Origin of the sequence: Picosynechococcus sp. NKBG042902 (genome assembly GCF_963864045.1) — a bacterium.
Taxonomy (GTDB): Bacteria; Cyanobacteriota; Cyanobacteriia; order Cyanobacteriales; family MRBY01; genus MRBY01.
Genome location: NZ_CAWLTV010000075.1, coordinates 177,275 through 189,605, shown reverse-complemented (window position 1 = coordinate 189,605; position 12,331 = coordinate 177,275). Strand labels below are relative to the sequence as shown.

At 49.1% G+C, this 12,331-nt stretch carries 10 protein-coding genes and 1 pseudogene; 7 read left to right on the top strand and 4 right to left on the bottom strand.

The features are described from left to right. The first annotated feature begins 255 nt into the window (after positions 1 to 255). From AACR41_RS13850 to AACR41_RS13825, 6 genes and pseudogenes are all read left to right on the top strand, one after another. The gene (locus AACR41_RS13850) at positions 256 to 756 is read left to right on the top strand and encodes a cupin domain-containing protein (RefSeq protein ID WP_030006306.1); all 501 of its coding nucleotides are present in this window, start codon (positions 256 to 258) and stop codon (positions 754 to 756) included. 87 nt (positions 757 to 843) lie between these two features. Next, positions 844 to 1,923 carry a CIA30 family protein gene (locus tag AACR41_RS13845; RefSeq protein WP_030006305.1) on the top strand — a complete coding sequence of 360 codons (1,080 nt, stop codon included), beginning with the start codon at positions 844 to 846 and terminating at the stop codon, positions 1,921 to 1,923. A gap of 148 nt (positions 1,924 to 2,071) precedes the next feature. Next, positions 2,072 to 3,346, top strand: a complete 1,275-nt coding sequence (locus tag AACR41_RS13840) for a hypothetical protein (protein ID WP_030006304.1) — start codon at positions 2,072 to 2,074, stop codon at positions 3,344 to 3,346. Further along, positions 3,343 to 4,335 carry a pentapeptide repeat-containing protein gene (locus AACR41_RS13835; RefSeq protein ID WP_012306841.1) on the top strand — a complete coding sequence of 331 codons (993 nt, stop codon included), beginning with the start codon at positions 3,343 to 3,345 and terminating at the stop codon, positions 4,333 to 4,335. The genes AACR41_RS13840 and AACR41_RS13835 overlap by 4 nt, the downstream gene beginning before the upstream one ends. Positions 4,336 to 4,902: 567 nt before the next feature. After that, on the top strand, positions 4,903 to 5,232 hold the full coding sequence (locus tag AACR41_RS13830) for a hypothetical protein (protein WP_030006303.1): 330 nt from the start codon (positions 4,903 to 4,905) through the stop codon (positions 5,230 to 5,232). A 163-nt stretch (positions 5,233 to 5,395) separates the two neighbouring features. Then, positions 5,396 to 6,593: pseudogene (locus AACR41_RS13825) on the top strand (FtsW/RodA/SpoVE family cell cycle protein). A gap of 137 nt (positions 6,594 to 6,730) precedes the next feature. Here AACR41_RS13825 and AACR41_RS13815 read toward each other — a convergent pair. Both AACR41_RS13815 and AACR41_RS13810 read right to left on the bottom strand, forming a co-directional pair. Further along, positions 6,731 to 7,027 carry a hypothetical protein gene (locus AACR41_RS13815; RefSeq protein ID WP_052349601.1) on the bottom strand — a complete coding sequence of 99 codons (297 nt, stop codon included), beginning with the start codon at positions 7,025 to 7,027 and terminating at the stop codon, positions 6,731 to 6,733. 19 nt (positions 7,028 to 7,046) lie between these two features. After that, complete coding sequence (locus tag AACR41_RS13810; RefSeq protein WP_030006302.1) at positions 7,047 to 9,785, bottom strand: valine--tRNA ligase; 2,739 nt, start codon at positions 9,783 to 9,785, stop codon at positions 7,047 to 7,049. Positions 9,786 to 9,992: 207 nt separating this feature from the next. Here AACR41_RS13810 and AACR41_RS13805 point away from each other — a divergent pair, with 207 nt between their 5' ends. Next, positions 9,993 to 10,601, top strand: a complete 609-nt coding sequence (locus AACR41_RS13805) for a hypothetical protein (RefSeq protein WP_030006301.1) — start codon at positions 9,993 to 9,995, stop codon at positions 10,599 to 10,601. Here the strand turns inward: AACR41_RS13805 and wecB are convergent. Both wecB and AACR41_RS13795 read right to left on the bottom strand, forming a co-directional pair. Continuing rightward, a complete protein-coding gene (wecB, locus tag AACR41_RS13800; protein WP_030006300.1) occupies positions 10,588 to 11,700 on the bottom strand; it encodes a non-hydrolyzing UDP-N-acetylglucosamine 2-epimerase in 1,113 nt (370 codons plus the stop codon). The two genes, AACR41_RS13805 and wecB, sit on opposite strands and share 14 nt — an antisense overlap. 153 nt (positions 11,701 to 11,853) lie before the next feature. Further along, entirely contained in the window at positions 11,854 to 12,225 is a 372-nt protein-coding gene (locus AACR41_RS13795) for a hypothetical protein (RefSeq protein WP_012306834.1), read from the bottom strand. Between the last annotated feature and the right edge of the window lie 106 nt (positions 12,226 to 12,331).

The window sequence follows — 12,331 nt, the reverse complement described above, 5'->3', positions numbered from 1 at the left end:
CAGAAGCAAACTTAATGAATTTTGCTTTTTTTAACTTGCCTGTGGTTTTGTAACTGATTTTCTAAAAAAATATTGCGATTTGCTGAGAGTTGCATCGAAATCAGAGTTTATTTTTAGGTATTTTGTCTTACTGCCTGAAATGATCAATTAAAAATATTTTTAGCTTGTTTGATCTCTGTGATCGGGCGCTATCTTGAAGTCAAACAAAATTCGAGCTAATTTTCACGTTCGTTTTCATTAGAGGATTTTTAATTTATGACTTTGACAGCGGCAGCCGTAATTGAATATTTGGGCCTAGAACCCCATCTGGAAGGGGGCTATTTTCGGGAAACTTACCGCTCAACACTCTCTATGGCCACCGAAAGACCGGGAGGCGATCGCCAATTGTTAACCTCGATTTACTATCTGCTCAGTCAATCGCGGCCCATGGACTATCTGCACCGCAACCAATCGCCAATCATGCACTATTTCCACGGCGGTGCGGCGATCACCTACCATACCCTTTCTCCGGAAGGCCAGTGGCAGACCACAAAGCTCGGCTTTGACTTGGCGGCGGGAGAAGTGCCCCAACTCCTGGTACCAGGGGGCTACTGGAAAACGGCCATTTTAGAAGCGGGCGAATTTGGTCTTTTGGGGGAAGCGGTGGCCCCAGGATTTGACTACCAAGATTTGGAAGTTGCCCAGGGGTCAGTGCTCCAAGAACTTTATCCGGAGCATTGGCCGCAACTCAAAGCTTATATTCATCCGAGCCATTAACGAAAGGAAATCATTGCCTCGTTTTGGCGATCGCCCAGGGAAACCCGTTACACTTTGGCTAACGGATCGGCAACCGAGGGAAACACAATGGCAATTTGGGATTTCGGTCGCTTTATGCAGACCCTCATTCAGTTCGATGTTATGCCGGGGAGTCAACTGATTAAGCCTTGGTTGGGTCAAGAAAACGTGGCAGCAGATAATGAAACATTTGGAGGCAGCGCCCAGATGGGGAAAATTTTAGTGGTGGGTGGCGATCGCCCAGAAAATCAAACCCTTGTGCAGGCCCTTTCGGCTCGCGGCTATCAAACCCATTGGGCACAAGATGCTGATGAATCTTTAGATGGCGCGGCCATGCTTATTCTTTGTGCTGATCTCGCCGCCATAACCAGAGACTCACTCCTCGCCCAGGTGAGCCAAGATCCCCAATGGCGATCGCCCCAGTGGGAACTGTTTAATTTTCGCCAAGCGACCCCTGCCCTCGCCCAACTGTGGGGAGCTGTGGACGATGTGGTGATGGGAGGTGTTAGCCAAAGCCAATTGCGGTTAACCCCGGCTGGGGCGCTATTTGCAGGTAATGTCTCCACCGATAACAATGGCGGTTTTGCGTCGGTACGCACCAAAAGTTTGGCAAATCCCTGGGATCTATCTAAATATGCGGGGTTCCGGCTCCGGGTAAAGGGCGATGGCCAACGCTACAAATTTATTGCCCGCTGCGAAAACCGTTGGGATGGCATTGGCTACAGCTATTCCTTTGAAACCACCGCAGACCAGTGGCTGAGCGTGGATCTTCCGTTTAGCGAGCTTGTGCCTGTTTTTCGGGCCAAATCCGTACCGCAAATGGGGCAATTTCAAGCTGACCGGGTCTATGCGTTGCAGTTGATGCTCAGTAAGTTTGAATATGATGGGCAACTCAATCCCAGCTTTAAGCCGGGGTTATTCCAACTAGCCATCGAGGCGATCGCCGTTTATGGTGGTGAACCTTTCCCCCAAATTATTGCCCTGAGTCAAACTACCGCCCCCCAGGAAGCGCTCCAGGAAACGGGGCTCCCCTATTGTCTAATCCATTGTCCCCAGGGTTTTACCGCAGAAAATTTGCAAACTGTGATCAATGTCATTGGCGATCGCCAAGCCGTTAACCAAATTATTACCTGTGCAGCGTCACAGTAACCAACAACTGGCCACCCGTGGCAAAGAATTGCGGGGTATCCGGTTAGATATTTAGCATAAACAAGTAAGATCGAAAGCATAAATACTTTGGCTGCCTTAATCCTGTCCCCTTAAACGCTGGTTTCCCGTGGGAATTGTTTCTCAACCTATGACTCCCCCTGTCTCTCTCCAAGCCATCATTCGAGAGTTAGAACAACACCCAGATGCCCAACGCATCAAAAAGTTGTTAATTTATACTGCTGTCAATCGGTGGGAAAGTAATCCCCAGTTACTCCAACGTCTCTCCCTTGAGCGCATTGTCAAAAAAAATCTTGACCAGTTCTTGAGTTTCAAAGAACTCCAGCGGGCCTTTAGTACCTCTGTCAGTACCCTCAGCCGGCCTGCTACCTATGGTCGCCTTGCCAACGATATCTTGACCCAGTTAAGCCCCCTCTACGAAAACAAAGATCAAGATCCTTCGACGGGTATTGTTGCTGCTGGCCAGAATAGCCACCAAAGCATTACAGAGATTCACCTAGAAGTTGCGGTGCAAACCCTCGAAGAACACCGCGAGAATATTCGCATCAAAAAATTGCTCTATGCCCTTTGTTTTAAGCGTTGGGAAAATAGTTTTCAGGTTTTAGAAGAATACAGTTTGGCTAACCTGTTACGCCAAGTCGTCGTTAACTACCCCACCCGTAACCAATTTGAGACGATCCTGCGCAAATTAGTGTCTCTGCTTAATCGCCAACAAATCTATGGCCAATTGGCTGATGTGATCCTTGGGGCGATCGCCCCCCTATACAAATCTGGTGATTCTGCCACGGGTTTAACCCAACCCACCGCAGACCCCCCAGCGCCAGTTCCCACCCCAGTGGTGCCGCCCCCTCCCCCTGCCCCAAGTCCAGCACCAGAGTCTGTGAACTATAAGCAGACCATGGCTTTTAATATTGACGAGCTCCCCATTCCCAAGCCTGCCAAGTCGATGGATCTTGATTTCAGTGAAAATCAAACCCTGGCGCTAGATCCAGAGACCCAGATGACCCAGACGATGTTACTCAACACCGGCCCCCCTCGACCAATGCCGGCCCCTGCGCCTGCTCCAGTACCGAAAAAAAAGCATTTTGCGGCGGCTCTCAACATCTACGAACTTAAGCTGGAGGTGATGAAATACGCTAATCCCCTCCGCACGAAAATTTTGCTGTTTTCCGTCGTCCATCATCCCTTTGACCTCAGTGGTAAAGACTGGTCAATGTTGCGTACCTGTGATTTTGATGAGTTATTATCCGAAGTGCTGCGGGATGCCTCTAGTCTCAAGGCTCTGGAAATCAAACTTTCGGCGATCGCCCGGTCACTCTTTGACGCCAACGAACATCTCCAAGCCGCCGGAGCCATTGTTCAAGCCGTGACGACTTTCACCAATCCCCCCGTCCATGACCTATGACCCCCCAAGAACTCATTGCTAAATATGCGCTTGGAGAAACCCATTTCCCAGAAGCCCAACTCGATGGCGCGAACTTTTGGGGGGCAGATCTCATCGGCATTAATCTCCAGGATGCTGACCTCCACAACGCAATTTTGATTTTTGCCTATCTCAGTCGGGCCAATCTAAAACAAGCCAATTTCATTAATGCCAACCTCAGCGGCGCTAACCTCAACCAAGCCAATTTAACCTTGGCAGAACTTCATAACGCTGATCTTCATGGTGCCGTTTTAATTGGTGCTAACTTAACCAACGCCGACCTGACCCTGGCAAATTTACTCGATGCCAACCTGATGGGAGCAGATCTCCGGGGGGCAGACCTAAGCGGAGCGAATCTTTCTGGGGTCTGTTTGCGGGAAGCCAATCTTCGGGAAGAAAAGCGAGTTTATAATTCCAGTCTGCGGGGCACCATCCTCCGGAAAGCCGATCTACAGGGGGCGAACCTCCAAGGTGCCGACCTCGCCCGGGGCGAATTAAGTGGTGCCAACCTCAAGGGTGTTAATTTCCGACGGGCCGATCTCCATGAAGCCGATCTCAGTGGGGCCAACTTAGAAAACGCGATCTTGACCGAAGCGAATTTGATTGGGGCAAACCTTGTCAAAGCCAACCTCAAAAATGCGAAATTTGAGCGGGCGTTAATGGAGGATGCAGATCTTCGCCTAGCCAATCTTACCTGGGCTAATCTTCCTGGTGCCCGCCTCAATCGCGCCAAACTCAATAAAGCCAATTTGACCAATGCCCGTCTCAACCGCGCGGATCTCAGTCGCACCAACCTCTCCCAGGCCAAATTAATCGATGCTGAAATGATTGATACTTACCTTGCCCGCGCCAATTTGATGGGAGCAGATTTAACCCGGGCGAACTTGATCCGTGCTGAAATTAGTAGCACAAATCTTGCTGGGGTCATTCTGACTGGGGCGATGATGCCCGATGGCTCTGAACACCGCTAGGCTAACAACCAATTACGCCAACACATAAAAAAACCAGCCTAAGCTTCAGGGCTGGTCAGTTTGAGCTTGCTGTATGAGAGGAGAAACTCAATGTCAAGACGGCGCATGGTACTTTGCCGACAGATCCACTGGAATGGAAATCTGTAAAATCTTGGAGTGAGCTTTGTTAAAAATTGTAACAAACACCGTCGATCTTTGCAACATTTCTTTACAGATGGCGTAATTTTTTGTCCAGGCCTTGATTGCAGATTTGGCGATCGCCAGCAAGATTAATCACGGAGAAATCGATTCTCTTAAAGATGAGTTGTTTTATTTTTGATGTGAGAATAGATATTCAAGCCCTAAAGAATAAGTAATTATACCCAATTATTTTATCTAAACTTTTCTTTCTTTGGCGATCGCCTTTGGTTTTTCAGTTGATAGGATGAAATTCCATTCTTCAAGGCGTTCTGTGTTTGGAATTTTCTTTGGGAATGGACAGATAAAACAACATCAAATCTTAAATAATTGTTTATTGTTTGCCAGATCAATAGACATTACAGAATTAATCAGCAGGAATAAATGAGTATGAGGCATTATTGTGACGAGTGGATTCAAGAGTGGTGTGATGGCAATGGCTGGACAGATCCAACGTTAGTCAGTACCAATTTTTATTGGGCTTTTCCGCCAAATGGCGTGATGCCCGAACCCATTCCTGGAGAAATTCTCCGCCTCATTAAATCGGAAAAAGGTTTTACCCAAGATGAAAAACGTTGGCTGGCTTTGGCCGCTGGGGTGACCTTAGTTTCAGGTATTTTTACTTATTATTGGCATTGCCCTTTACCGTTGGTGATGGCTTTTGCCTTTAGTGCTGTCACAGCGGCACGTTTAGAGGTTGAGATTCCGGCAACGGCTTAGGAGAAAAAAGAGTCATTTCTCTTGAATCGGTATTTGTCACCCAATAGCCTACGGTAAGCAATATCAAAAATTCATCAATAAGTTTGCAAAAAAGTCCAGGAGAAGCACCCCTAGGATCGAGCATCCTTTGCGATAATAGGGGAGCATTTTTTACCCTTAAAACGTGTTGGCTAACAAAGATCTCCTCCACCATTTTTTGACGTATTTTACTGAGGTCAAGCATTGGGCCTTGGAGGCAAGGTTGTTGCGATGGTTGACTTTGTTGTGGCTTGGGCTTGGATTAGTCACCCTCTTTTCCGCCTCTTATCCGGTGGCAGCCGTCGAAAATGGTGATGGTTGGTACTATGTCAAGCGGCAAATCGTTTGGGCGATCGCCGGTTTGATTTGTGCTGGGGCGATCGCCCGCGTCCCCCTGAAAAAAATTCGCTTGATTTCGTTCGGCGGTCTAATCATTTCTTTTGTACTCATTCTGCTGACGATTGTCGGTTTTGGTCGGGGCAGTGAAGAATGGGGCGCTTCCCGTTGGATTGGGATTGCCGGATTTGCCCTACAACCCTCGGAGTTTGCAAAGCCTTTTTTGGTCTTAGAAGCCGCAAATGTCTTTAGTCGTTGGCGTCAGTTAAAAATTTGGCACCGAGCTGTTTGGTTGAGCTTATTTGCTGGGATTTTATTGGCAATTTTGAAGCAACCCAACCTAAGTACCACCGCCCTTTGTGGTATGACGATCTGGTTTATTGCCTTGGCCGCAGGTATTCCTTGGCTATTGCTGGGGGGAGCCGCTGGTGTCGGGGGATTGGCGGCTTTAGCGAGTATTAGTGTTAATAGTTATCAACGGGAGCGATTGACGTTTTTCCTTGATCCTTTCCGCGCTGCACGGGATGAAGGTTATCAGTTGGTGCAAAGTTTGCTGGCGGTTTCCTCCGGTGGTGGTTGGGGCTTAGGCTTTGGCGAATCCCAGCAAAAATTATTCTTTCTGCCTATTCAACACACGGATTTTATTTTCGCGATTTTTTGCAGAGGAATTTGGTTTAATTGGCTCCTTGGGACTATTGGGGTTACTCTTCGCCTATGCCTCTTTGGGGAGTTATGTAGCTTGGCGATCGCCTGTGCTCCGTCACCGACTGATTGCCATTGGGGCCACCTTTATTCTCATTGGTCAATCTTTGCTCAACATTGGCGTGGCAACGGGAGCTTTGCCGACGACGGGTTTACCCTTGCCCCTCTTTAGCTACGGTGGCAGTTCAGTTATTTCGAGCCTGATGCTGACGGGACTTTTGGTGCGGATCGCCAGGGAAAACGGCGAAGCAACAGTCATTTCCCTCGCAGAACGGCGGCAACAGCGACAAGAAAATCCAACGTAAAATTGCTCAACATTTAACAACTCAGGGGTCAGATAATTTCTGTTCTAGGGCTTCTAGCTGCTCTCGGCGTACCTCTAGTTCGAGTTGACGACGGGTAAAGTCTTGGCTTTGGGCCGTCATCTCTTGACGCCAAGTTTCTATTTTTTTTGCTCTTGCTGGACAAACTCCGGGGTGATTTTTCCCGGAACAAAATAATGGTGCACCACATTCAAAAGCCAGTCCGTTGCGTCTTGGATGCTGGCCAATTGCCGTTGTTTATCAAGTTGAATTAAAACCAGTGCCCCCACAGCAAATTCCGTTTGGGAATAAACCATGGAGGGGCGATCACCTTGGTCATGGATGAGCCAACTCCCGTCAGGCTGCTCTTGCGCCACAAACACAAGTTGAAGCTGAGTCGATTGGGGATGACGTTGAATTTGAGCAAGGTGACGCATCACAGGTAAAGGAAACGCATTACTGAAGTCGTTGTAAACGTTCCGTCAAAATAGATTGTTGTGCTTCAGCTTCGGTAAGGGCAGACCGGGCACCTTCGATTACCTCTGCCGGAGCTTTATTGACAAAGCCAGGGTTATTCAAACGTCCACTGAGGGATTGAATTTCCTTATTCACTTTTACGAGATTCTTCTCTAATTTTGACCGCAGTGCAGGAATATCGACAAGGCCTTCGAGGGGAATTAAGACCTGGATTGTCCCCACGACTCCGGCGATCGCCTGTTTGAGGGAATTATCGACGGTATTGGTCAATTTTAAAGTTTCCACCTTGGCTAATTTGAGAATATAGGCTTCCCCTTTCGCCAAGGTGTTGAGTTCCGTTTCCGTTTCACTTTGGAGGATAACGGTGACCGTTGCCCCCGGTTTAATGCCCGCTTCTGCACGGAGATTGCGGATCGTGCGGATGGCTTCGATGAGCAGGGCAAATTCATCCTCTAGGGAGGGATCAACTAACTGGTCATTTTCGGCGGGGAAAAGCTGCGTCGCGAGGAATGTTTGGCCGTCCGCTTGGGTGAGGGTCTGCCAAATTTCCTCGGTGATGTGGGGCATAAAGGGATGGAGTAATTTCAAAATGTCTTCTAAGACCCACGCCAAAATCTGTTGGGCAACGGTGCGAGAAGCTTGATCTTGCGCTTCCTTGGCATAGAGACGGGGTTTGACCAGTTCGATATACCAGTCGCAGAAATCGCCCCAGATAAATTCATAGAGGGCTTTGGCGGCTTCCCCTAAGCCATACCCTTCGAGGTTTTTGTGGGTATCGGCAATCACTTGGTGCAGACGGGAGAGAATCCAGCGATCGCCTAATTCGAGATCCTGCATTTTAGGACGACCCAAATCGGTGGGGGTTTTGCCATCGAGGTTCATCATCACAAACCGCGCCGCATTCCAAAGCTTATTGGCGAAATTCCGGGAGGCTTCTACAGACTGGGATTCATCGGTTTTGCGGTCGTATTGCAAACTGATATCCTGACCTGCTCCGGCAACCTCACGGATCAGGGTATAACGCAACGCATCCGTGCCATAGCGATCACACATCAGCAGGGGATCAATGCCATTATCGGCAGATTTCGACATTTTTTTGCCGTTTTCATCCCGCACCAGCCCGTGAATGTAGACATCCTTAAAGGGAATTTTGCCCGTGAAATGGCTGGACATCATCGTCATCCGCGCGACCCAGAAAAAGATAATGTCAAACCCCGTCACCAGCACGCTATTGGGGAAATATTTCTGAAAATCTTCGCTATTGTCGGGCCATCCCAAGGTCGAGAAGGGCCACAAGCCAGAGGAAAACCAGGTATCCAATACATCGGGGTCTTGCTCTAACTGACAACCTGCACCGTAGGTGGCGATCGCCTTTTGTTTCGCTTCGATTTCATCATGGGCAACGATAAAGGGCGTGTGATCCTGAATTTCGCCATTGGTTTCACTAACCACATACCACGCCGGAATTTGGTGGCCCCACCACAACTGCCGCGAAATACACCAATCATTCAGCTTCACTAACCAATCCCGATACACCTTGCGCCACCGTTCCGGCACATAGTTCGGTTGATTTTCTTCGTCTAAAAAGGCGAGGGTTTTCTCTGCTAGGGGGTCAATTTTGACAAACCACTGGGTGGAAAGGAGTGGCTCTACCGGAACCTTCCCGCGATCGCTGTGGGGGACGCTGTGGCGATAATCCTCTGTTTTGACCAGTACGCCATCCTCTTTTAATTTGGCGACAAGATTTTTCCGCGCCTCAAAGCGATCCTGTCCTGCAAACATCCCCGCATTTTCATTTAACGTGCCATCGCGGTTCATGATGTTAATAAATTCGAGGTTGTGGCGTTTCCCCATCTCAAAATCATTCGGATCATGGGCGGGCGTAACCTTCACACAACCTGTCCCAAATTCAGGGTCTACATGCTCATCGGCAAACACCGGAATTTCCCGCCCGATAATGGGCAGCGTTAACGTTTTTCCAATTAAATTTTTATAGCGTTCATCGTTAGGATTAACGGCAACGCCCGTATCACCGAGCATCGTTTCTGGGCGAGTCGTTGCTACTTCCACATAGCCACTACCATCGGTTAAGGGATAGCGGAAATGCCACAGATGTCCGTCTACTTCTTTGTTTTCCACTTCGAGATCGGAGACGGCGGATTGAGATTCGGGACACCAGTTGACTAAATAATTACCGCGATAAATTAAACCTTCTTCGTAGAGGGTAATAAAGGCTTTTTTAACGGCTTCGCAGAGATTTTCGTCAAGGGTAAAACGCTCCCGCGTCCAGTCGGCGGAGAGTCCCAGGCGTTTAAGTTGGTTGACGATCGCCCCACCGGATTCGGCTTTCCATTCCCAGGCCTTTTCAAGGAATTTTTCGCGACCGAGATCGTAACGGGTTTTGCCTTCGGCTTTAATTTGTTTTTCGACGAGGGTTTGGACAGCGATGCTGGCATGGTCTGTGCCGGGGAGACAGAGAACATTTTCCCCCTTCATGCGGTGATAACGAACGACAGTATCGATCAGGGAGGTATTGAAAGCGTGGCCCATGTGCAACTTGCCCGTAACGTTGGGGGGCGGAATCACGATGCAAAAGGGATCGCCTTTTTTCTGGGGGTCGGCCCGAAACACTGACCGTTCAAACCAAGTCTGTTGCCACTTATTCTCGGTGTTGTGGGGATCGTACTGACTGGGAAGATTGGGGATATCGGTAGTCATTGGGCCGTCTTGGAGAAATAAAAAAACTTGAGAGCTGCTTCATTGTAAATCGATCTTCGCCCTAGATTGTGCCATGCTGGGTTAGTTCTCCTCAAATTTGTTTGGGGACGGCGATCGCCTAGGATGTTAATCGGCAAATTTGGCGCGACACCGAAACACGGAACAATGTGCTAGAAGGAAGATGAGTTCGCACTGTATCTGAACAAGATGGCAAAGAAAGAATATTTTTTATACGGTGGTTTATTCCTGGCTGGGGCGATTTTGACGCCAGCGGCAGTTGGTTTATTCGGTCAAGGCGATCGCCCCGCTGAAACAACGGAAACAGCCGCTAATGAAACCTTTGGCAATGGCGACTCCGAGCCAAGTTTTATGACCGACGAACCAACCACGGCCACCTTTGCCGAAAACGACAGTCGCGAACAGATCCTCAAAGATTACGAAACGGTCTCCCCCGAAGCACTCCGCAACATTCCGACGGCGATTCCCCAGTACGCCACCAACCAGCCTTCTGTGCCGCCCTATCCCAACTATTGGGCGAATATCAGAATTCCAAACTTCGCCAGTCCGCCCCTAAACCCCAATCCCAGTGCGGGTCAACCCAGTGGACAAACAGCAGGCGATCGCCCTCTTAACAATGTCGCCAGCGTACCGACCCTCGATTCGCAAACACCCCCAGACTCTTTTCAGCCTGACCCGGCAACATCCGCCCAGGAGAATCCTAATTTCCAGGGCCAAGACATGATCCAAGCCCCAAGCTCTGTCAATCTCCGGGATTTTGTGAACTCCGCTCCGGCCCGGGATCTTACACTGCCCTAGCTTGCAGAAAATCACGCACAATTTGCAAGATTTGCGCGGAACTGGTGCCATCCCCAAAGGGGTTTACCGCATTGGCCATTTGCTCATATTTTTCCTGGTTTGTGAGCAAGAGTTGGGTCGCTTGGAAAATATTGTCCTGGGCGGTACCAATCAATTGGGCCGTACCGGCGGCGATCGCCTCTGGCCGTTCGGTATTTTCTCGCAAAACCAACACCGGCTTACCCAAGCTCGGTGCTTCCTCCTGGAGCCCCCCAGAATCCGTGAGTACCAGATAACTCCGTTGCATCGCCCCGACTAACTGCGGGTAATCTAGGGGTTCGGTGAGAAAAATTTGGGGATGTTGGCCCAGGATTTGCTGAATTGGCTCCCGGACGGTGGGGTTGCGGTGCATCGGTAATAAAATCGCCACATCTGGAAACGCCGTAACAATTTTATGTAACCCCTGCAAAATGTCCTGGAGCGGTTCACCCCAATTTTCCCGACGGTGCACCGTCGAAAGAACCACCCGTTGCCGCTCCCAATCTAAACCAGGAATCTCACAGGGGGGATTTGCCGCCGCGACGGCTAAAAGGGCATCAATCACCGTATTTCCTGTGCAATAGGTGCCCCCTAAAATGTCTGCTTTTTTCAGGTTGGCGATCGCCTGGGGAGTCGGTGCAAAATGCAACTGGGCAATCTGAGAAATTAGGCGTCGGTTGGCTTCCTCTGGGAAAGGATTCATTAGATTATCCGTTCGTAAGCCCGCTTCCACATGGCCCACCGGAATCTGCTGATAAAACGCCGCTAAAGCTGCCGCAAACGCTGTTGTTGTGTCCCCTTGCACCAGCACCATATCCGGGGATAACTTTTGGTAAATCGCCTGTAAACCCGCCAAGCTCCGGCAGGTAATGTCTGATAAGGTTTGTCCCGGTTGCATAATTTCGAGATCATCATCGGCCCGTAGATCAAACCACTGCATCACCTGATCAACCATTTCCCGGTGCTGCCCCGTCAAAATCACATGGGTTTTAAAATCAGACTGCTGGCGAAATTGCCGGATCACAGGCGCGAGCTTAATCGCTTCCGGGCGGGTACCAAGAGTGATACAAACTGAGGGCATAAAACACTCACCAAAAGATCTTATCCATTCTACAGATTCCCTTGCCAGTCACGAAAAAACCCGGCAAATTACCGGGTAGATACAAGCATCTTTTTTTAGATCACTATGAACTTTGGAAAACTCTAATCAACGAGGCAGTGTACAGGTGTGCCTCTAACTAACTTCACAGGTTAAAGGGCAGGCTGCAAAAATAGAATCCGATGCGACCTCTGCATTTCCATGGAGCCAAGTTAACCAAGTCACCTCTTGGGGGTGAACTCCCTTGGCGGTTAGCATTGCCGCTGCGACCAAAATGCCCATCAAGGTGCCGCCAATAATCGTTCCGGCAACAACGAGCACTGCACTAACCGGCAAAATAGACTGGAGCACAATGGCCATGAGCGAACCAATGGTCATCATTAAAACAACGATTGGAAAACCGACAACCAAAAGGCAAACCAGTAGCGTAAAACTCCAGATCAAAAAGCTTTTTAATAGTACAGATAGGTAAGCTGAATCCCAACTGCGCGTCGATGAGTAGTCCATAATCTGTCCCCTCCCAGGGATATGTTTAGTTGTCAAAAAACTTAAATGGAAGCATCAATATTTCTGGGTGTTGATGCCCTTCGATAGTAAATAGTATAAACAGGAA